Consider the following 21,415-nt stretch of genomic DNA (forward strand, 5'->3'; position numbering starts at 1 on the left):
CCGGCGGGGGCGCGTGCGGTCAAAGAAAAAGCTTCCCGCCACGGGGAAGCTTCATCGGGTTGGGCCCGCGCCGCCGGAGCCGGCCTCCCCGGCCGGCCATCACCGGCGCCGGCGCCCCCGGGGTCCGCCCATGCCGCCCCCCGGCCCGCCTCCGGGCCGCCCGTTGCGGCCGGCAGGACCTCGCCGCTCGCCCGGCCCGGCCACGGTCACCGGCTCGTCGAAGTCGTGGGCCCGCGGGCCGCTGAGCTGCTCCATGTGCTTCTTCTCGGGCTGCTCCTCGATGGCGTCCTTGCGCGAGAGGTTGACCCGGCCCAGGTCGTCGATCTCCACCACCTTGACCAGCACCGTGTCGCCGGGGCGGACCATGTCCTCCACCTTGGGCACCCGTTGGGGCGCCAGGCGCGAGACGTGGACCAGCCCCTCCTTGCCCGGCAGGATCTCCACGAAGGCGCCGAAGGTCATGAGCCGCGTCACCTTGCCCAGGTAGACGCTGCCCACCTCCACGTCGGCGACGATCTGCTCGATCCACTCCTTCGCCTTCTGGCCGCCCTGCTGGGTCTGGGCGGCGATGTAGACCTTGCCGTCGTCCTCGATGTCGATCTTGACCCCGCACTCGTCGGCGATGCGGTTCACCATGCGGCCGCCGGGGCCGATGACCTCGCGGATCTTCTCCACCGGGATCTGCATGATGATGATCCGCGGCGCGTAGGGCGACAGTTCCGGTCGCGGCTTGTCGATGACGGCCAGCATCTTCTCGAGGATGAACAGCCGGCCCGCCCGCGCCTGCTCCAGGGCCGTCTCCAGCACCGCCCGGTCCACGCCGGCGATCTTGATGTCCATTTGGATCGCCGTGACGCCCTCCCGGGTGCCGGCCACCTTGAAGTCCATGTCGCCCAGATGGTCTTCGATGCCCTGGATGTCCGTCAGGACGGCGAAGCGGTCGCCCTCCTTGATCAGGCCCATGGCCACGCCGGCCACCGGCGCCTTGATGGGCACGCCGGCATCCATCAGGGCCAGGGTGCTGCCGCAGGTGCTGGCCATGGAGGTGGAGCCGTTCGAGCTCAACACCTCCGACACCAGGCGGATGGTGTAGGGGAAGTCCAGCTCGTCGGGAAGAACCGGCACCAGGGCGCGCTCGGCCAGGGCGCCGTGGCCGATCTCCCGCCGGCTGGGCGCCCGCAGGGGCGCCACCTCGCCCGTGCTGTAGGGCGGGAAGTTGTAGTGGTGCATGTAGCGCTTGAACTCTTCGATCTGGCCCAGGGTGTCCAGCATCTGCCGGTCGCCCGGGGCGCCCAGGGAGGCCACCGTCAGCACCTGGGTCTGGCCCCGCTGGAACAGGCCCGAGCCGTGGGCCCGGGGCAGAAGCCCCACCTCCACGTGGATGGGCCGGATCTCGTCGGGGCGGCGGCCGTCGGGCCGGATCCCCTCGTCCAGGATCTGGCGCCGCACGATCTCCTTGAGGACGTCATCCAGCACGTGCTTGATGTCCAGCTCGGCCTCGGGGAACTCGGCCAGCAGCTCCTCCAGGGCGGTCTTCTTGACCTCGTCCACGGCCTGTTCCCGGGCCTGCTTGTCCGGATGGTTGATGGCCGCCCGCAACCGTTCGGTATACCGGGCGCGCACCGCCACCGCCACGTTGGGGTCGGGCTCGTAGAGCGCGGGCTCCGCCTTGGGCTTGCCGCACTGGGCGATGATGGCCTCCTGGAACTCCACCAGGCGCCGGATCTCCTCGTGGCCCCGGAAGATCGCATCCAGGATGGTCGCCTCGGGCACCTCGTGGGCCCCGGCTTCCACCATGTTGATGGCGTCGCGGGTGCCCGCCACCGTCAGGTCGAGACGGCTGTGCTCCCGCTGGGCGGCGGTGGGGTTGATCACCAGCTCGCCGTCCAGCAGGCCCACCTCCACGGCCCCCACCGGCCCGTTCCACGGGATGTCGGAGATCCCCAGGGCCACCGAGGCGCCGATGATGCCGGCGATCTCGGGAGAGCAGTCGTCGTCGTAGGAAAGGGTGGTGACGATGATCTGCACGTCGTTGCGGTACCCCTTGGGGAACAGCGGGCGCAGGGGCCGGTCCGTCAGCCGCCCCGAAAGGATGGCGCGCTCGCTGGGCTTGCCCTCCCGGCGGAAGAAGGAACCGGGGATGCGCCCGGCCGCATACAGGCGCTCCTCCCAGTCCACCCGCAGGGGAAAGAAGTCGATGCCCTGGCGAGGCTCCTTGGAAGCCGTGGCCGTGGCCAGGATCACCGTGTCGCCGTAACGCACCAGGGCGCTGCCGTTGGCCTGCTGGGCCAGCTGGCCGATCTCCACCACCAGCGGCCGGCCGGCCAGCTCGGTGCGGAAGACCTTTTTCGAGTCGCCTGCCTGGGTCTCCATGGTCTCCATTGTCAAGTCGTCGGGCCCTCCCCTCCAGGAAAGGGCAAGAGCGGGCGGGTGCCCGCTCTTGCCGGCAAACCTACCGCCTCAGGCCGAGGCGTGTGATGACGGCCTGATACCGCTCTGCATCGCGACTCTTCAGGTACTGCAGCAGGCGGCGGCGCTTGCCCACCATCTTGAGCAGCCCCCGGCGGGAATGGTGGTCCTTCTTGTGGCGGCGCAGGTGCTCGGTCAGCTCGTTGATGCGCTCGGTCAGGATCGCCACCTGGACCTCGGGGGAACCGGTGTCCTGCTCGTGCTGGGCGAACTCCTTGATCAGCTGCTGCTTCCGCTCCTGGCTCAGGGCCATCGGGGTTCCTCCTTTTCCCTGGGCCCGGGCATCCCCGCCCGGCCAGGCCGCCGCCGGAGGAACGGCCGGCCTCGCCGGAGGATCGCCGCCCGGGACCCGCGCCGGCTCCCGGCACCCGGCTTGCGGGTGCGCGCCCGGCCGCATGCAAGGTCGAAAAGATTGTAACAACGGCGCCTCGGGTTGGCAAACGGCCCCGTCCCGTCCGGCCCGCCGCCGCTAGCGGGGCGGCTCCTCCGGCCCCGGCGCGGGCGTGGCGCCCTGCGGCGGCACCGCCCCCAGCAGGGGATCTCCCTCGGGCGGCGTGCCCAGCGCCTCCCGGGCCGCCGCCACGTCTCGGGCAATCTGCCGGGCCAGCTCCTCAGGACCCGAAAACCGGCGCTCTTCCCGCAGGCGGCGGGCGAAGCCCACCCGCAGGACCTGGCCGTAGAGGTCCCTTGCCCCATCCAGCAGGTGGACCTCCAGGCGCAAGGCGCCGCCGCCGAAGGTGGGGCGCCGGCCCAGGTTGGCCACCCCCGGCTTCAGGCCGCCGGGCGTGCGCACCCACACGGCGTAGACGCCGGCCGCCGGCAGGGCCAGCCCCGGCGCCAGCTCCAGGTTGGCCGTGGGAAAGCCCAGGCCGGCACCGCGGCCCTCCCCCCGCACCACCCGCCCGGCCACGGAATAAAGCCGTCCCAGGGCGGTGGCCGCGATCTCCACCTGTCCCATCTCCAGCAGGCTGCGCACCCAGCTGCTGGACACCAGCTGGGCGCCGACCCGCACCGGCGGCACCGTGTGGGTCCAGAACCCCCACTGGCTTCCCCAGCGCTCCAGGTCGGCCGGCGTACCCTGGCCACCCCGGCCGAACCGGAAATTGTATCCGACGAACACGGCCCGGGCCTGAAGCTTCCCCGCCAGCACCTCCCGGGCGAAGTCCTCGGCCGTCGTTTGCGACAGGGCGTGGTCGAACCGGGCCACCAGCGTCCGGTCGATGCCCAGGGACGCGAACAGGGCCAGCCTGTCGTCCAGGGTCCCCAGAAGCGGCGGCAGCCGGTCGGGCGCCAGCACGGCCAGCGGGTGCGGGTCGAAGGTCAGGGCCACCGCCACCGCCTGCTGCGCCCGGGCAGCGGCCACGGCGCCGCGCAGCAGGGCCTGATGGCCGCGGTGGACGCCGTCGAAGGTTCCGATGGCGACGCAGGTGGGTTGCGCCTCCCGCCAGTTGGCGATTCCGTGGATGACCTCCATGCCGACTCTCCTAGCTCGTCAGGATCCGTTCCACCGGCCACGGGCAGGGACCGGCCGCCCGCTCACCTGAAGGACCGCCGGCCGGCCGGTGCCGCCGTCCGGCCGGCGCCGGTTCGTCCCCTCCCGGCGCCGCTATCCGAGCTCCTGCCGGAGCTCCTGAGGGAAAACCTTCTCCGGCACCGCCGCCCAGCCCGGTCCGGCCCGCTGGAGCCGGGCCACCGCCAGGAGGTGCCCCTCCTCGTCCAGGAGGCGCACCCGGGGCGCGGCGGCCCCGCCGCCCGCCCCCGGTTCCCGCCGGGTCCCGGCCCCGGCCGGAACCGGTGGAACCTGCGGGACCGGAGGGGTCGGGGTCCTTTGGGGGAGCGGCGTCACCGGCGGCGGGGCCCCGGCCCTGCCGCCTTCCGGCCGGGGAACGCAGGCCCCGGCCGGGGCGCCGGTGGCGGCGCCGTCGCCAGTGGCGGCGCCTTCGCCGGCGCCGGCGTCCCCCGCCATGGCCATGCCCGCCTCCGGCGGCCGGTCCCACAGCCGGCTGCGCACCCGGGGCCGCCCGCCCTGGACCACCCGCCGTGCCTCGCCCGGGTCCAGCACCCAGGCCGGCAGGAAGGCAAGGGCCTGGGCCGGCGGCACGACGGGACCGCGGGCGCCGGCCCCGGCCACCAGGGCGGGCCCCTCCCCCGCCGCCGCGGCCAGGTCTTCCAGGGTCACGGCCTGCTCCAGGCGGAAGGCACCCTGGGCCGTACGCACCAGCGCCCCCAGGAGGGCGGGCACGCCCAGGGCCCGGCCCAGATCCCGCGCCAGGGCCCGCACATAGGTGCCCTTGCTGCACACCACATCGGCCAGCAGGCGTGGCACCGGACCGGGCCACCACGCCAGCAGCTCGAACCGGTAGACGGTCACCGGCCGCGCCTCCAGTTGGACCGCCTCACCCTCACGGTGGCGGTGGTAGGCTCGCCGGCCGTCCTGCCGGACGGCGCTCACCGCCGGCGGCACCTGCAGCTGGGGGCCGCTGAGCATGGCCAGCGCTCGCCGCACCGTGCCCTCGTCCAGCGCAGCCGCCGGCCGGGATGGCGGCCCGGGCGGTTCCACCCGCTGCCCCTCGCTGTCCAGGCTGTCGGTGGTCACCCCGAGCCAGATCTCCGCCCTGTATGCCTTGGGAGCCTCGCTCAAATACTCCGCCAGCCGGGTGGCCGGCCCGAGGCAGATCACCAGCACGCCCGCGGCGGCCGGGTCCAGGGTACCGGCGTGGCCCACCCGGCGGAGGCCGAAAAGGCGGCGGCACCAGTCCACCACGTCGTGGGAGGTCATGCCCGGCGGCTTGAGCACCGGCACGACCCCACCGGACGAACCGGCGGCGCGCCGGCTGCGGCCGGCGCCGGTCACAGGCGCCCCTCCCCGCCCGGGGCCGCCCGGCCCCGGGTCCCCTCGTCGCGGGTCCCGGCGGCCTGTTCTTCCAGGTAGCGGGCGACCTCCTGCAGCACCTGCACCCGGGCCCGGTCCAGCGGTCCGGCCAGGGTGCACCCCGCCGCCCGGGCGTGACCGCCGCCGCCGAAGCGGGCTGCCAGCTGGCTGACATCGACCTCCCGGTTGGAACGCCAGCTGACCCGCACCCGGCCGTCCGGCTCCTCCAGGAAGAGGAGGGCGACCTCCACCCCCGCCAGCGAGCGCGGGTAGTTGACGAACCCCTCCGTGTCCCCCCGCTGGGCGCCGGCCCGGTCCAGCATGGCCCGGGAGACGGTCATCCAGGCCAGGCGGCCGCCGGCACCCACCTCCAGGGTACCCAGAGCCTCCCGGAGCAGCCGCAGGACACGCAGGGGCCGCTGCTCGAAGACCGACTGGGACACCCGCTGGGGCTCGACGCCCAGCTCCAGCAGGCGGGCGGCCAAGCGCAGGGTCTCCGGCCGCGTGTTCTCGTACTGGAACGAGCCGGTGTCGGTCAGGATGGCCGTATAGAGCCCGTAGGCCATGGCGGCGTCCAGCGGCACGCCCAGGGCGTCGATCAGCCGCGCGGTGATCTCCCCCACGGCCGCCGCCCCGGGTTCGATGTAGTTGATGTCGCCGTACCGCCGGTTGGACGGGTGATGGTCGACGTTGATCACCCGGCCGATGCGCTCGATGGCCGAGCGGGCCGGCCCCACCCGATCCAGGTCGGCGCAGTCCAGCAGGACCGCCGCATCGTACTGGGACCAGTCCTCCTCCACCTCGTTCCAGAGACGGAACCGCTCGCTTCCCGGAAGGAAACGGTAGGCGTCGCCGGGCAGGTCCGCCCCCACCCAGACCGTGCGCTTGCCCAGGCGCTCCAGGGCCAGCCCCAGGGCCAGGGTCGAGCCGATGCTGTCTCCGTCGGGTGAGAGGTGGAGGAACAGGGCAAAGCGCCGCCCCGCCCGTAGCGCCTCCACCACCTGCCCCAGCGCGGCGCCGGCAGGCTCGCCCGCCGCGCCGGGTTCCTCCGGCCCCGCCGGGCCGTCCACCACGCCGGCCATCAATGGGCATCCTCCTCGCGGGACGCCTCCGCCCGGTCCGGACCGGGAGCGGAGACGTCGTCGGACGGACGAATCTCCCGCAGGATCTGAGCGATCCGGACGCTGTACGCGGCCGAATCGTCCAGGCGGAAGTCCAGCTCCGGCACGTGGCGCAGGCGCACCGCCCGGCCCAGCTCGGAACGGATGAAACCGCGGGCGTGTTCAAGCCCTTCCATGGTCCGCTGGCGCTCCGCCTCGTCGCCGATGACGCTGATACGGACCCGGGCGTGGCGCAGGTCGGGGGACAGCTCGACACCCGTCACCGCGGCCATCCCCACCCGCGGATCCTTGACCCGGCGCAGGATCTCCGCCAGGGCCTCCTGGATGGCATCGGCCACCCGCTGGTGGCGCTTCGCCGACACGCCCATCACCTGCCCCAAGCCCCGCGCCGCCCCCCGCAGGGCCGGTAAGCCGGCCGGCCTGCGGCGGGACAGGTTTCCCGGCTCCCCTGGACTCCGGCCCGGCGGCATGTTCCATCCGGCGGGCCCTCGCAGCCCGGACGAGCCGGCCGGGGCGTCAAAGGATTTCGGTCTCCACGTGCACCAGCTCGATGTCGGACCGGGTCTCCAGCCAGCGGACGCACTCCGCCAGGATGGCCTCGCAGCGGGACGGCTCTGCGCTCACGCAGGCAAAGGCGATGTCCGCCCGCTGCCAGGCGTCCTGGGAGCCCACTTCCGCCACGGCCAGGGCGTACCGCTGCCGCAACCGGTCCACGATGCTGCGCAGCACCCGGCGTTTGTCCTTGAGGGACGTGCTGCCCGGAACCGTCAGGGTCACCTGGCACAGGCCTACGAAGGCCGCCATGCCGCCACCTCCCGGCCCCGGCCCCGGGACCCGGGGCCCAGGACGGACGATCCAGGCACCTTGCCTGGCCGGCGGGGCATCAGAGGGCCCGGGCCACCTCCTGCTCCTGGAACACCTCCAGGACGTCGCCCTCCTTGATGTCGTTGAAACGCTCGATGCCCACGCCGCACTCGTAGCCCTGGGCCACCTCGCGCACGTCGTCCTGGAACCGCTTGAGGGAGGCGATGCGGCCCTCGTAGATCACCGTCCCGTCGCGGATCACCCGGACCCGGGCGTTGCGGGCGATCTTGCCGTCGGTGACGTAACAACCGGCCACCGTTCCTACCCCGGGCACCTTGAAGGTGGCGCGGACTTCCGCCTGCCCCAGGACGACCTCCCGGATCTCCGGCTTGAGCAGGCCCTGCAGGGCCTTCTTGACGTCGTCCAGCAGCTCGTAGATGACCCGGTACGTCCGGATCTCCACGTTCTCCTGGTCCGCCGCCCGCCGGGCGTTGGCATCGGGCCGGACGTTGAACCCGACCACGACGGCCCGCGAGGCGGCGGCCAGCATCACGTCGGATTCGCTGATGGCGCCCAGGCCGGTGTGCAGCGCCCGGACGTAGACCTCGTCGGTGGAGAGGCGCTCCAGGGCCGGGATCAGGGCGTCCAGCGAGCCCTGCACGTCGGCCTTGACGATCAGGCGCAGCTCCCGCTCGCCCGCGTCGCCGCCGGCCTGCTGGGAGAACTGCTCCAGGGTCAGGCCGCGGGCGGCCCGCATCTCCTCCTGGCGCCGTTCCTCCTGGCGCCGGGTGGCGATCTCCCGCGCCTCCCGCTCGTCGGCCACCACTTCCAGCCGGTCGCCGGCTTCCGGCACCTCCGAGGCCCCCAGCACCTCCACCGGCGTGGAGGGGCCCGCCTCCTCCACCGGCCGGCCGCGGTCGTCGAACAGGGCGCGGACCCGGCCGTAGGTCGTGCCGCAGACGAAGGCGTCGCCCACCCGCAGGGTGCCCGTCTGGACCAGGACCGTCGCCACCGGGCCGCGGCCGCGGTCCAGCTTGGCCTCGATCACGGTACCCACCGCGGGCCGGTCGGGGTTGGCCTTGAGCTCCTGCAGTTCGGCCACCAGCAGGATCATCTCCAGCAGCTCGGCGATGCCCTGGCCGGTGTGGGCCGACACCTCGACCATGACCGTGTCGCCGGCCCATTCCTCGGGCACCAGGTTGTATTCCACCAGCTGCTGCCGGACCCGGTCGGGGTTGGCCTCCGGCTTGTCGATCTTGGTGATGGCCACCACGATAGGCACGCCCGCCGCCCGGGCATGGTTGATGGCCTCGACGGTCTGGGGCATGACGCCGTCGTCGGCAGCCACCACCAGCACGGCGATGTCCGTCACCTGGGCGCCGCGGGCCCGCAGGGCGGTGAAGGCCTCGTGGCCCGGGGTGTCGAGGAAGACGATCTTCTTCTCGCCCACCTCCACCACCGAGGCGCCGATGTGCTGGGTGATGCCGCCCGCCTCCTGGGCCGTGACCCGGGTGCTCCGGATTCGGTCCAGCAGGGACGTCTTGCCGTGGTCCACGTGGCCCAGCACCGTCACCACGGGCCAGCGCGGCTTGAGCCGCTCCGGATCCTCCTCGGCGGCCGCCGGGTCGGCCTTCCTGGCCAGCTCCGGCTCGGGCTCCTGGATCTTCACCGTGAAGCCGAACTTCTCGGCTACCCTGGCCGCCACGGAGGCATCGATCTCCTGGTTGATCGCCGCCATGACGCCCATGCCGATCAGGGTCTGGATCACCTGGGCGGGGGTCAGGCCCAGCAGCTCCGCAAAGGCGCCCACGGTCACGGCACCGGTCAGCGTCACCTCGCCGCCCACCCGGGAGCCGTGGCGGATCTCGTGGGTGGCATCGTCCTGGGCCCGGCGCCGGCGCCGCTCCTCCTTACGGCCGCCGAAGAGACGCCCGTCGTCCTCGTCGTCCAGGAACTCCCGCTCATCCCGCTCGTATTCCTTGCGCTTGGCTCCACGCCGGGCACCGGCTGCCGGCCGGCCGGCGCCAGGCCTGCCGGCCGCACCCGGCCGCCCGCCACCGGGCCGCGGCGCCGCAAACCCGCCGCCCGGGCGGCCACCGCCGGGCCGGGGGCCGCCGGGCCTCCCCCCGCCCGGGCGGCCGGCGGTACCACCCCGCGGCCCGCCGGCCCCGGCCGGGCGGCCTTGAGCCGGGCCCGGGCGGCCGTCCGGCCGGCCCCCACCGGCCGGACGGCCGCCGCCTCCGCCGGGCCCGCCGGCACGGGCATCGCCCGGGCGGCCCTCGCCGGGGCGGCCGGGCCGCCCGGGCCGGTCGCCCCGGCGGTCATCCCGGCGCTCGCCCCGCGCCGGCCCTCCCCTGGGAGCGCCCCGGCCCTGGGCTCCCGCCGGCTGCGGCCCCCGTCCCGGCATGGACCCGGCCGGGCCTCCTGGAGACTGGGGGCGCGAGCCGGCAGTCCCCGCGGCGGCGGATCCTTGCGGCCCGCCCCGGGCCGGGCCGGCGGGTGGCACCCCTCCGGCACCGGCCGCCCCGGCCGCCGCCCCGGGGAGCGCACCGGCTCCCGGACGCCCTCCGGCCGGCGCGGCCGGACGCCCGCCGGCGGCTTGTGCACCGCCCGGCCCGGCCCCCTGCCTGGGCGCCACGGGCCCCCCGGGCGCCCCCGGTGCACCGGGGCGCGCTGCGCCAGAGCCCGGGCCCGCCGGGGTAGCCGGCGCTCCCGGCCCCCCGCCGGGCCGGTAGGGAGCCGCAGGCCGGGTGCTCATGCCGTTGCCCGCCCCGCCGGGCGCACCCGCCCTCCCGGCAGCGTGCTGCGGGCCGGCCGGCCGGCCCGTTCCCGCCGCTGCCCCGGGCGCGGCCCCCTGGGCACGGGCATCACCCGGCCGCCCGCCGGCGGGCGGCCGGCCTGCTGTCGCCGGGTTCGGCATCCCGCTTGGCCTGCCGGCCCCCGGCGCGCCGCCGGCAGCTGCGCCGGCAGGCCGGGGGCCCGAACCCGCTGCCGGCCCGCCCGGCCGGGAGGCCGGCGGCGTACCCGGCCGGGATCCCTGGGCCGCGGCCGGAGCCCGCCCGCCGTTGCCGGCCGGTGCTGGTGGCGTGCCCCGGCCCGCGGCCGCCCCGCCGGTCCCGCTGCCGGATCTTCCAGGTCCCCCGGCCGGTGCGGCGCCGGACCTCGGCGTGCCCCCGTTCTGCGATCCCTGGCCTGCAGGCCCGGAGTCGCCGCGCAGAATCTGGGTGATCCGGCGCGCCACCTGGTCGTTGATGGTGCTCATGTGGTTCTGGATGTCGATGTTCAGCTCGTCGTGCAGGATGCGCAGGATCTCCTTGCTCTGCACACCCAGCTTGCGAGCCAGTTCATAGATGCGAATGCTGCGTGACAAACGGCTCACCCCCCGATTCTGCGCCCGTTCCTCCGGCCCCGGCCGTTAGCCGTTCCCGCAGGGCTGCGGCCAGTCCCTTGTCCGTCACGGCCAGCACCGCGCACTGGGGCCGGCCGGCTAGCGCACCCAGCTCGCCCTTCCCGCCCCACACCACCAGGGGCACGGCATCCCGGGCCGCCAGCCGCGCGAAGCGGCGGTGGCATGCAGCCCCTGCATCGGCCGCCACCACCACCAGCGCCGCCCGCCCCTGCTGGAAGGCGTGACGGACGGCGTGATCCCCCGCCGCCAACCGGCCGGCGCGGCGGGCCAGCCCGATGAGTCCCCGCGGATCACCCCTACCGCCCGGCACCGGCATCCGCTCCCGTCACCAGTTCCGCCAGCTGGCGCCGCAAGGCCTCCACCGCGGCGGCGTCCAGATCGATCTTCAGCGCCCGTCCCAGCTCCCGAGCCCTCAGGGCCCGGTCCAGGCACGCCGGGTCGGGACAGAGGTACGCTCCCCGCCCGGCCCGCCGGCCCGTGGGGTCGAAGACCACCTCACCCTCCGGGGTGCGCACCACCCGGAGCAACTCCCGCTTGGGCCGCACTGCCCGGCAGCCGATGCAGGTCCGCTGCGGAATGTGCCTTGGCACGGGCCGTCACCTCGATTCCGGGCCGGGCGTGCCCGCGCGCGGGCTGCCATCCTGGTCCTCCGCCGGCCCCTCGCCGTCCCAGTCGCCTGCCGTCCCGTCGCCTTCCTCCCAGCGGCCGTCGCCGCCGTCGCCGGCCGCATCCCAACCGCCGGAGCCATCCTCCCCGGCCCATTCCTCAGCGGCCCCGGCGCCGTGATCATCCCCGCGGTCCCCGTCGCCAGACCACCAGTCCCAGTTCTCGCCGCCCGCACCGCCGCCGTCGCCGGCGTCGCCGAAGGCCTCGCCGCCGAACAGCTCGTCCAGGTCGTCGTCACCGGCGTTGCCTTCCCGACCCTCCCCGCCGGATCCGGCCAGCACGGCGTCGATGTCCCAGTCGTCCTCCCGGGCCAGCCACTCGGCCGCCTGGGACTCGGCGTGGATGTCGATCTTCCAGCCCGTCAGCCGGGCGGCCAGGCGGGCATTCTGGCCTTCCTTGCCGATGGCCAGGGACAACTGGTGGTCGGGCACGATCACCCGGGCCACCCGCGTCTCGGGTTCCAGGATCACCCGGGTCACCTTGGCCGGGGACAGGGCGTTGGCCACGAACTGCTCGGGTTCCTCCGCCCAGCGGATCACGTCGATGCGCTCGCCCCGCAGCTCCGCCACCACCGCCTGGACCCGGGCGCCCCGGGGCCCGACGCAGGCCCCCACGGGGTCGACCCGCTCGTCCCGGGTGTCCACGGCCACCTTGGCCCGGACGCCGGGTTCCCGCACCGCCTCCTTGATCTCCACGATGCCGTCGTGGATCTCCGGCACCTCCAGCTCGAAGAGGCGCTTGATCAGGTTGGGATGGCTGCGGGAGATGAGGATCTGCGGCCCCTTGGGGGTCTTGCGCACCTCCACGATGTACACCTTGATCCGGTCGCCCGGCCGGTAGCGCTCGCCGGGAATCTGTTCCGACGGGAACAGCACCGTCTCGGTCCGGCCCAGGTCGACGAAGACGTTGCGCCCCTGCACCCGCTGCACCACGCCGGTGACGATGTCGCCCTCGCGGGCGATGAACTCTTCATAAATGAGGTCGCGCTCGGCCTCGCGGATCCGCTGCAGGACGACCTGCTTGGCGGTCTGGGCGGCGATGCGACCGAAGTCCCGCGGCGTGACCTCCTGTTCCACCACGTCGCCGGGCTTGTAGCGGGGGTCGATCTCGCGGGCTTCGGCCACGCTGATCTGGGTCGAGGGATCCTCCACCTCCTCCACCACGTCGCGGCGGGCCACCACCCGGATCTCGCCCGTCTCCCGGTCGATGCGCACGGCCACGTTCTGGGCCGTGCCGAAATGGCGGCGGAAGGCCGCCACCAGCGCCGCTTCGATCGCCTCCAGCAGCGTATCCTTGTCGATGCCCTTCTGCCGCTCCAGATCCTCCAACGCCTCAATGAATTCCGCATTCATGGGCGGCCAGGCGCCTCCTTTCCCCTGACACCGGACCCGTCGCCCTGGCCGGGGACCGCGACGCGTTCCGCGTCCACGGCCTAGATCCGCACCTGCAGCTGGGTCTTGGCCACCGCGTCGCGGGGAATGCGGTGGATCCCCTCCCGGCCGGCGACCACCACGTGCCCGTCTTCCAGTCCCTCCAGGCGACCCTGGAATCGCCGCCGGCCGTCCACGGGGCGGTAGGTGGTCACCTCCACCTCGCGCCCCCGGAACCAGGCAAACTCCCGATCGTTGCGCAGGGTGCGGTCGAGGCCCGGGGACATGACCTCCACCACCACGTCCTCGGCCAGGCCGTCCACACCCTCCAGCACCGGATCCAGCGCCTCGCTGAAGGCGGCGCACTCCTCCATGGTCACGCCGCCCTCCCGGTCCACCACGCACTGGAGGAACCAGCGCCCGCCCTCCCGGCGGTACTCCACGTCCAGCAGGACCAGCCCCCGCTGCTCGGCCAGGGGCTCCGCCAGCTGGGCGACGGCCGCCTCCACCTTGCGGTTGCTCACCCTGTCGCCTCCCCGCGGGTGGCCCGCCGGACCGGGCTGCCCCGTCCGCCCGGCGTCCCCCGGGCGTTCCCCTGCGGGCGGGCCGGTCCCGCCACCCGGCTTACACGACACCGCCCCATAACGATCGAAAAGAGTGGGCGCAGAACCCACTCTTCCGGGACCATCGCTGGTTGGCGGCATGGCCCGGCGGGGACGAACCAGCCACCTTCCGGCCTACCGCCGGACCCCGCAACGGGCGCCCGCGCCGGCCACGGGGCCGGGCGCACCTGCCCAGAAGCAAGACCAGCGCCCTGAGGGCGCTACCTTGGGGCGAGTATACCACAGGCCCCAGGGGCCGGCAACCAAGCTGCGGTCCGGGGCTGGAGGCTCCGGCGACCGGCTCCCCCGGGCAGCCGGGCCCGGGCCCGCACCAAGCTCCGGCCGACGTCAGCCCAGCCTGCGGTCGTGCGTCTGCGCGAGGCCGCCGAAGGCGTCGCCGGGGGCCGGGACCTGATCATGCCGCGGCAAGCCCCGCCCCACGGGCCGGCCCGCTACGGCGCCAGGCCGGTGGCCGCCAGGAAGAGGGGGTTCAGCAGCAAGCCCAGCCCCCCCGCCACCACCATCCCTACGATGGTGATCAGGAGCTGGCGGCCCAGGGCCGTGCCCCGGGCCGCCCGCTGGACGATGGGCACCAGGATGACGGCGCTGGCCAGGGAGGCCAGAACGGTGCCGTAGGCGGCCTGGGACGGTGCGATCCGGCCCTGGGCGGCCAGGTTGGCGGCGGTGGCGGCGCTGGAGGCGCTGGACACCAGACCGCCGAGGAAGCTCACGCCGTAGAACCCGGCGGTGCCCAGGTACCGCTGGCCCAGGGTGGCGATGACGTTCAGCACCAGAAACACCAGCCCGAACTCCAGGGCCGCCCGCACCGAAAAGGGCGAGGTCAGCCGGACCTCCGGCGCTTCTTCCCCGGCCGGCACCCGGGCCCGGGCGGCCAGCACCAGGGCGAGGACCAGCATGAGCCCCACGGGCAGGAGGCCGTAGGGCAGGGCCACGGGAGCGAACAGGCCCAGGACCAGGCCGTTGCGGATGAACATCGCCGCCTTGGCCAGCATCACGCCGCGGAAGGCAAACCGCTCCAGCGGCGGGTTCGCACCGACCTTGAGGGCCATCTCGGCCACGGTGGCGGTGCTGTTGACCAGCCCGCCCAGGAAGCCCGTGTAGGTGACGCCCCGCGCGCCGTAGACCCGCAGGAGCACGTAGTTGGCGAACCCGATGGCCGAGATCAGCACCACCATGAGCCACACCCGGCGCAGGTCGAACAGGCCCCAGGGGTCGACGGGCTCGTCCGGCAGGACGGGCAGGATGACAAAGGAGATCACCCCCAGGTAGATGGCCGCGTGGACCTCGTCCCGGGAGATCAGGGCCGTCCAGCCCACCAGCTCCTCCTTCCAGGAAAGCAGGAGCAGCATCAGGATGGTGGCCGCCACGGGCGTGAAGATCTGGCCGCGGCCCACCAGGATGCCGTTCAGGGCGGTGAGCAGGAGGGCCACGGAGGTGGTGATCTCGACGCTTTCGTGGGCGCGCAGGTTCTGCCAGCTGTTGATCAGCACCACCAGGGCGGTGAAGGCCAGGACGGCCAGCATGAAGGGCAACCGGTAGGGCGGTTCGGTGGAGGCCGCCAGGGTCCCGGCCAGGGCGGTGAAGGCGAAGGTGCGCATGCCCAGTTCCTTGCCCGCCCGGTGCCGCTCCAGGCCTACCAGGAGGCCCAGGGCCAGGGACAGGGCCAGGCTTTGCAGGTCGACCCAGCTTGCTTCCGGCCGCATGGCCGCCCTCCTTCGCCTCCCGGACCCGGCGGCCGCCCGCCCCGGCCCAGGGCCTGCCGTCTCCCTCCGCTCTCCGGTGCGGGCCTCCTTAACGCTTGCCCACCGAGCCGTCCCGCCGGTTCAGCTCATCCAGGGCCTGCCGCACCCGGCGAGCCACCTCGGCCGCCGCCTGGTCCACCGGCACCGGCGTGGCCCGGCCGGTCGCCCGTTCCACCACCTCGACCTTGCCCTCCGCCAGGCCGCGCGGCCCCACGGTGACCCGCAGGGGGAACCCGATCAGGTCGGCGTCGTTGAACTTGACGCCGGGCCGCTCGTCCCGGTCGTCCAGCACCGCCTCCACGCCCGCCTCGAGCAGCTGGCCGTAGACCCGCTCGGCGGCCTGGCGCTGGTCGGGTTCGGCATAGTTGACCGGCACCACCACCACGTGGTACGGCGCCACGGACATGGGCCAGATGATGCCCTTCTCGTCGTGGTGCTGCTCGATGACCGCCGCCACCGTCCGCGTGATGCCGATGCCGTAGCAGCCCATCACCATGGGCCGCTCCTGGCCGTCGGCGTCCTTGAAGGTGCAGCCCAGGGCCTCGCTGTACTTGGTCCACAGCTTGAAGATCTGGCCCACCTCGATCCCCCGGGCCGCGGCCATGGGCGTGCCGCACTCGGGACACGCGTCGCCCGCGCCCACCAGGCGCAGGTCCGTCACCCGGTCGGGGGTGAAGTCCCGGCCCGGGTTGACGTTGAAGAAGTGGTAGCCTTCCTCGTTGGCGCCGCAGGCGGTGTTGCGCAGGGCCATCACTTCCTCGTCGGCCAGCACGGGCACGCCCTTGAGGCCCACCGGCCCCGCCGACCCCGTGGGGGCCCCGGCCACCTCCAGCACCTCCTCCCGGGAGGCCATCCGCACGTCCAGGGCGCCGGTGGCGTTCTTCAACTTCACCTCGTTGAGCTCGCGGTCCCCGCGCACCAGGGCCGCCACCAGCTGAGGATCCCGCCCGTCGTAGATCGCCCAGTAGAACAGGATCTTGATCTGGCGCTGGGGCGGGATGCCCTCCGCCTCGGCCAGCTGGGCGATGGTGCGGACGCCCGGCGTGGCCCGCTTCTCCAGGGGCCGGGGCGCCTCGTCGACGGGCGGGGCCAGGCGGCTGGTGGCCTTCTCCACGTTGGCCGCGTAACCGCACGCATCGCAGTATACGATCAGGGCCTCCCCGTAGTCCGCCAGGGCCATGAACTCGTGGGTGCCCGAGCCGCCGATGGCGCCCGGATCGGCCGCCACCGGCCGGAAGACCAGGCCGCAGCGGCTGAAGATGCGCCGGTAGGCGTCGTCCATGGCCTGGTAGCTGCGCTCCAGCCCCTCGGCATCGACGTCGAAGGAGTAGGCGTCCTTCATGATGAACTCCCGGGCGCGCATCACGCCGAAGCGGGGCCGGATCTCGTCCCGGTACTTGTTCTGGATCTGGTAGAGCAACAGGGGCAGCTGCCGGTAGGAGCTGACCGTGGCCCGCACCAGGTCGGTGATGATCTCCTCATGGGTCGGCCCCAGGCAGTACTCGCGGCCGTGCCGGTCCTTGAGGCGCCACATCTCCTCGCCGTACTGGGCCCAGCGGCCCGTCTCCCGCCAGAGCTCCGCCGGCTGGACGATGGGCAGGCCGACCTCCAGGCCGCCCTTCCGGTTCATCTCCTCCCGGACGATGGTCTCCACCTTGACCACCGCCCGCCGGCCCAGGGGCAGCCACTCGTAGATGCCGGCCGTCACCCGCCGGATCAATCCCGCCCGCAACATCAGGCGGTGGCTGGCGATCTCCGCTTCGGCCGGGTCGTCCCGCAGGGTGGGAATCAGCAGCCGGGTCCACCGCATGGGCTCCGCCTCCCGTCTTGCATCGCGGCTCCTGGTTGCAGGCTTGGCTGCAGGCTGGGCGGCCGGGGCCGCCCAGGGCGCCCTGGCCCCGGCCCTGGGGGTCGTTCCCAGGGCACGGGTCCCGGTCCGGGGCTTTCCCGCGACACCCGCCGCCCCGCCGGCACCCGGGCGCCAAAAAGGCCTTTCGCCCGCATCGGACGAAAGGCCGGCACCTGTGACCCGGAACGGCAACGGCCGGGTTCGGCCTGGGAGCCCCTCCGGCCCAGCGCCCCAGGGCCTGTCCTGCCACCTTTCTCCTCTTATTCCTACCATGTCCCTGGGGGCCGAACAAGATTCGGCCGGCGGCGGAGCCGCCGTTTCGGCCGGCCTACGTGCCGGCGGCGCGGCCACCGGCGCGGCCCGCCGGGGTACCGGCGGCGGGCCTGCCGGGGCGTCCTCCCCCGCTGCGGTCTGCGGGTCCTGCGGCCTCTCCGCCGGCGTCCTCCTCGCCGCGGCGGGCCGGAGCCGCCGCTTCCCGGCCGGCCGCAGCGACCGCCCCCTTTCCTTCCCCGTCACGGCCGAAGCGGCGGGCGACGTAGTCCTCCAGGATCTGGAGAAACCGCGGCACGATGTCGTCGCCCCGCAGGGTGGTGTACTTCTCGCCGTCGATGAAGACCGGAGCGGTGGGTTCTTCGAAGGTGCCCGGCAGGGAGATGCCGATGTCGGCGTGGCGGCTCTCCCCGGGGCCGTTCACCACGCAGCCCATGACCGCCACCTTCAGGGTCTCCACGCCGGGGTAGCGCCGGCGCCACTCGGGCAGGCGCCGCTGGATGTAGGCCTGCACGTCCCGGGCCATCTCCTGGAAGAAGGTGCTGGTGGTGCGGCCACAGCCCGGGCACGAACTGACCTGGGGCACGAAGGTCCGCAGGCCCAGGGACTGGAGGATCTGCTGGGCCACCCGCACCTCCTCCGCCCGGTCGCCGCCCGGCGTGGGCGTCAGGGAGATGCGGATGGTGTCCCCGATCCCCTCCTGCAGCAGCACCGCCAGGCCCGCCGTGCTGGCCACGATGCCCTTCATGCCCATGCCGGCCTCGGTAAGGCCCAGGTGCAGGGGGTAGTCGCAGCGGGCCGCCAGGGTGCGGTAGACGGCGATCAGGTCCTGGACCTTGGAGACCTTGGCGCTGAGGATGATGCGGTCATGGGGCATGCCCAGTTCCTCCGCCAACCGGGCCGAGCGTAGGGCGCTCTCCACCATGGCCTCCAGCAGCACTTCCCGGGCGCTGCGGGGGTCGGGCCGGCGGGCATTGGCATCCATCAGCTCCGTCAGCAGGTCTTGATCCAGGGAACCCCAGTTCACCCCGATGCGCACCGGTTTCCCATACTTCAGGGCGACCTCGATGATCTGGGCAAAGTTGCGATCCTTCTGCCGGGTGCCCACGTTGCCCGGGTTGATCCGGTATTTGTCCAAGGCGCGGGCGCATTCGGGGTAGCGGGTGAGCAGCACGTGGCCGTTGTAGTGGAAGTCGCCCACCAGGGGCGTGGCATACCCTGCCGCCCGCACCCGCTCCACGATGCGGGGCACCGCCGCGGCCGCTTCCTCCCGGTTGACGGTGATCCGGACCACCTCGCTGCCCGCCCGGGCCAGCTCGATGACCTGGGCGGCGGTGGCCTCGGCATCGGCGGTGTCGGTGTTGGTCATCGACTGGACGACCACCGGGTGGTCGCTGCCGATGGGCACCGGGCCCACCCAGACGGTGGGCGTTCGCCGGCGCGGCTTGGGGCCGAGTTCCATCATGGGGCTCCTTCCTCCGGTCAAACCAGCGCGCCCGCCCGGCCGGGCCGCCGGTCTGCGATCACCCGCCGGGGGGCACCCTGCCGGGGCGGCGGGTGCGGCCGCCCGCTGGGGCCGCCCGCCGCCGGGCCCCGGCCGCCTGCTGCGGGGCGCGGGGCCGGCCCGCCGGCGTTCTGGGGGCCACCCCCGAGCGGTCACGACGCGTTCAGTCGCAAGAGATCGCGGTAGGTGATCACGATGGCCAGCAGCATCAGCAGGGCAAAGCCGACGAAGTGGATCAAGTTCTCCTGCTCCGGATCCACCGGCCGCCCGCGGACCGCCTCCACGACAAGGAACACCAGACGGCCCCCGTCCAGGGCCGGGACGGGCAGCAGGTTGACCAGCGCCAGGTTGGCCGAAAGGATGGCCGCCAGCAACACCACCTGGCTCAGTCCCACCTGGGCCGCCTCGCCGATCTGCTGCCCGATGCCCACGGGGCCGATCACGTCGAACCCGCCGCGCCCCGTCAGCATGTGGACCAGCGCCGTGACGAACCCCGCCGCCACCCGCCAGGTCGCCTGGGCGCCGCGGCTGACGGCTTCCACTACCCCGGTGCGCACCGTCTCCACCAGGGGACGGATGCCGACCACACCGGTTCCCGGGCGCCGGGGATCGGAGCGGGGCGTCACCTGGACCGCCAGTTCCCGGCCCTGGCGCTGGATGGTGAGCTGGACGGGCCGGCCGGCCGCCCCCTGGACGGCGGCCACCACCTGGTCCCAGGACTCGACCGGCCGGCCGTCAATGGCCACGATGCGGTCTCCGGGCTGCAGGCCCGCCTCCGCCGCGGGGTAGCCCGGCACCACTTCCCCCACCACGGGCCGCGCCACGGGGACGCCGATGACGGCAAAGACCAGGGCGAACAGCACGATGGCCAGGGCCACGTTCATCAGCGGCCCCGCGGCGATGATCTTCACCCGATCGCCCAGGGGCCGGCCGAGGAAGCGCCGCTCGGGCGGGACGTCCTCCAGCCCTTCCTCGTCGGGCTGCATCCCCGCCATGCGGACGAACCCGCCCAGCGGCAGGAGCCGCAGGCTGTACTCCGTCTCGCCCCGGCGCACAAAGGCCAGCCGGGGCCCGAAACCCAGGGCGAACTCGTGGACCAGCACGCCGCTTCGCTTGGCCGCCCAGAAGTGGCCCAGCTCGTGGATCACGATGAGCAGCGCGAAGACGGCGATCGTCCAGATCACCGTCAAGGGGGTCTCACCTGCCCTCACCCGTTGGGTCCCCGCCCGCCGGAGGCCTGCTCCGGCCCTGCCCCGGGGAGCGGAAGGCGCCCCGGCCCGTTCTTATTCCGCCCGCCCCGCTTCCCATGCCCCTGCCAGCAGGGCCCGCGCCTCCGCCCGGGCCCAGGCGTCGGCTTCCAGTACGTCGTCCAGGCCGGTCACCGGCCGGGGCCGGTGCCGGTCCAGCACCGCCGCCACCGTCTCGGCGATGCCCGGAAAGGGCAGCTTCCCCGCAAGGAACGCGGCCACCGCCTCCTCGTTGGCAGCGTTGAGCACGGCCGGTGCCGTTCCCCCTGCCTCCAGGGCCTGGTAGGCCAGGGCCAGGCAGGGGAAGCTCCCGGTGTCCGGCTCTTCAAAGGTCAGCATGCCCGCGGCGGCCAGATCCAAGCGCTCCACCAGCCGGGGTCCACGTTCAGGATAACACAGGGCGTACTGGATCGGCTGGCGCATGTCGGGCCGCGCCAGAACGGCCACGGCCGCCCCGTCCACCAGTTCGACCAGGCCGTGGACGATGCTCTGGGGGTGGATCACCACAGCGATACGGTCGGCGGGCAGGCCGAAGAGCCAGTGGGCCTCGATGACCTCCAGGCCCTTGTTCATCAAGGTGGCCGAGTCCACGCTGATCTTGGCCCCCATGGCCCAGTTGGGGTGGCGGACCGCCTCCGCAGGGGTCACCCGGGCCAGGGCCTCCCGGCTCCAGCCGCGGAAGGGGCCGCCCGAGGCCGTGAGGATGAGCCGCTCCACCTCCTCGGGCCGGCGACCCTGCAGGCACTGGAAGAGGGCCGAGTGCTCGCTGTCCACCGGCAGCAGGCGGGCGCCGCGGGCGGCGGCCAGCCGGGTGACCAGGCTGCCTGCCGCCACCAGGGACTCCTTGTTGGCCAGGGCCACGTCCCGGCCCGCCTCCAGGGCCGCCAGGGTAGGGCGCAGGCCGGCGGCGCCGGTGATGGCGGAAAGGACGCGCCGGGCGCCCGGCCAGGTGGCCAGGACCTCGGCCGAGCCCGGTCCGACCAGGACCCGGACCCCTTCCCGCTCGAGAACCGGCTTCCAGCGGCGACCGGCCTCCGGGTCCTCCAGGGCCACCACCTCGGGCTTGAGGCGGCGCACCTGTTCCAGCAGGCGGGCCCCGTCGCGCCCCGCGGCCAGGCCCACGGCCCGCAGCCGGCCCGGCATCCGGGCGATGACGTCGGCCGCCTGCCGGCCGATGGACCCGGTGCTGCCCAGGATCACCACGCCCGTCTCGGCGCCGGCTTCGTCCGGCGTGCCGCGGTCCCGCCGCCGGCCCGCAAGGGGCCTGCCTCCTCCACCGGAGCCGGACGGCCCTGCATCACCCCAAACCGGTTCCGACAGGGGCGGCTGGGCGGTGCCCGCAGCGGGCGCCGCGGCCGGTTCCGTCGCCCCCCGGCCCGCCGCCACCACCGGCCTTCCGCTCTTCAACGGTCCTTCCGCCTCCCCCCTGGGTTCCCCGCCAGGCTCTGGATGCTCCCGCCAGCCGCCGC

At 73.9% G+C, this 21,415-nt stretch carries 17 protein-coding genes and 1 pseudogene; all 18 read right to left on the reverse strand.

Annotated elements, in window-relative coordinates; genetic code table 11:
• Positions 1–99: 99 nt before the first annotated feature.
• Positions 100–2,382, reverse strand: a complete 2,283-nt coding sequence (locus tag ACZ5T9_RS08775; protein ID WP_464834421.1) for a polyribonucleotide nucleotidyltransferase — start codon at positions 2,380–2,382, stop codon at positions 100–102.
• Positions 2,383–2,452: 70 nt separating this feature from the next.
• The gene (rpsO, locus tag ACZ5T9_RS08780; RefSeq protein ID WP_006904927.1) at positions 2,453–2,722 is read right to left on the reverse strand and encodes a 30S ribosomal protein S15; all 270 of its coding nucleotides are present in this window, start codon (positions 2,720–2,722) and stop codon (positions 2,453–2,455) included.
• 216 nt (positions 2,723–2,938) lie between these two features.
• Positions 2,939–3,943, reverse strand: a complete 1,005-nt coding sequence (locus ACZ5T9_RS08785) for a bifunctional riboflavin kinase/FAD synthetase (protein ID WP_464832673.1) — start codon at positions 3,941–3,943, stop codon at positions 2,939–2,941.
• Positions 3,944–4,075: 132 nt separating this feature from the next.
• Complete coding sequence (gene truB / locus ACZ5T9_RS08790) at positions 4,076–5,323, reverse strand: tRNA pseudouridine(55) synthase TruB (protein ID WP_464832675.1); 1,248 nt, start codon at positions 5,321–5,323, stop codon at positions 4,076–4,078.
• Positions 5,320–6,423: a DHH family phosphoesterase gene (locus tag ACZ5T9_RS08795; RefSeq protein WP_006904930.1), complete on the reverse strand. Its 1,104-nt coding sequence runs from the start codon at positions 6,421–6,423 to the stop codon at positions 5,320–5,322. Before ACZ5T9_RS08795 ends, truB begins: the two co-directional genes overlap by 4 nt.
• On the reverse strand, positions 6,423–6,830 hold the full coding sequence (rbfA, locus tag ACZ5T9_RS08800; protein ID WP_156821958.1) for a 30S ribosome-binding factor RbfA: 408 nt from the start codon (positions 6,828–6,830) through the stop codon (positions 6,423–6,425). Before rbfA ends, ACZ5T9_RS08795 begins: the two co-directional genes overlap by 1 nt.
• Before the next feature lie 148 nt (positions 6,831–6,978).
• A complete protein-coding gene (locus ACZ5T9_RS08805) occupies positions 6,979–7,266 on the reverse strand; it encodes a DUF503 domain-containing protein (RefSeq protein WP_006904932.1) in 288 nt (95 codons plus the stop codon).
• A 79-nt stretch (positions 7,267–7,345) separates the two neighbouring features.
• The gene (infB, locus tag ACZ5T9_RS08810) at positions 7,346–9,673 is read right to left on the reverse strand and encodes a translation initiation factor IF-2 (protein ID WP_464834422.1); all 2,328 of its coding nucleotides are present in this window, start codon (positions 9,671–9,673) and stop codon (positions 7,346–7,348) included.
• A gap of 870 nt (positions 9,674–10,543) precedes the next feature.
• Positions 10,544–10,645 (reverse strand): annotated as a pseudogene (locus tag ACZ5T9_RS08815) (translation initiation factor IF-2 N-terminal domain-containing protein); the annotation flags it as partial.
• The gene (locus ACZ5T9_RS08820; protein WP_006904934.1) at positions 10,611–10,985 is read right to left on the reverse strand and encodes a L7Ae/L30e/S12e/Gadd45 family ribosomal protein; all 375 of its coding nucleotides are present in this window, start codon (positions 10,983–10,985) and stop codon (positions 10,611–10,613) included. The gene ACZ5T9_RS08820 and the pseudogene ACZ5T9_RS08815, both read right to left, overlap by 35 nt.
• Positions 10,972–11,265, reverse strand: coding sequence for an RNase P modulator RnpM (gene rnpM / locus ACZ5T9_RS08825; RefSeq protein ID WP_006904935.1), 294 nt, complete (start codon positions 11,263–11,265; stop codon positions 10,972–10,974). Before rnpM ends, ACZ5T9_RS08820 begins: the two co-directional genes overlap by 14 nt.
• A gap of 6 nt (positions 11,266–11,271) precedes the next feature.
• Entirely contained in the window at positions 11,272–12,693 is a 1,422-nt protein-coding gene (nusA, locus tag ACZ5T9_RS08830) for a transcription termination factor NusA (protein WP_464832678.1), read from the reverse strand.
• A gap of 80 nt (positions 12,694–12,773) precedes the next feature.
• A complete protein-coding gene (locus ACZ5T9_RS08835) occupies positions 12,774–13,235 on the reverse strand; it encodes a ribosome maturation factor RimP (RefSeq protein ID WP_464832679.1) in 462 nt (153 codons plus the stop codon).
• Between the two features lie 530 nt (positions 13,236–13,765).
• Positions 13,766–15,037 carry an MgtC/SapB family protein gene (locus ACZ5T9_RS08840; protein WP_006904938.1) on the reverse strand — a complete coding sequence of 424 codons (1,272 nt, stop codon included), beginning with the start codon at positions 15,035–15,037 and terminating at the stop codon, positions 13,766–13,768.
• 88 nt (positions 15,038–15,125) lie between these two features.
• Positions 15,126–16,886 carry a proline--tRNA ligase gene (locus tag ACZ5T9_RS08845; RefSeq protein WP_464832681.1) on the reverse strand — a complete coding sequence of 587 codons (1,761 nt, stop codon included), beginning with the start codon at positions 16,884–16,886 and terminating at the stop codon, positions 15,126–15,128.
• Positions 16,887–17,253: 367 nt separating this feature from the next.
• Positions 17,254–18,660 (reverse strand): flavodoxin-dependent (E)-4-hydroxy-3-methylbut-2-enyl-diphosphate synthase, encoded by a 1,407-nt coding sequence (ispG, locus tag ACZ5T9_RS08850; RefSeq protein ID WP_464832682.1) that lies wholly within the window; start codon positions 18,658–18,660, stop codon positions 17,254–17,256.
• Between the two features lie 191 nt (positions 18,661–18,851).
• Complete coding sequence (rseP, locus tag ACZ5T9_RS08855; protein ID WP_464834423.1) at positions 18,852–19,883, reverse strand: RIP metalloprotease RseP; 1,032 nt, start codon at positions 19,881–19,883, stop codon at positions 18,852–18,854.
• A gap of 99 nt (positions 19,884–19,982) precedes the next feature.
• Positions 19,983–21,149, reverse strand: coding sequence for a 1-deoxy-D-xylulose-5-phosphate reductoisomerase (locus ACZ5T9_RS08860; RefSeq protein WP_464834424.1), 1,167 nt, complete (start codon positions 21,147–21,149; stop codon positions 19,983–19,985).
• Between the last annotated feature and the right edge of the window lie 266 nt (positions 21,150–21,415).

This window comes from Thermaerobacter nagasakiensis (assembly GCF_055396825.1).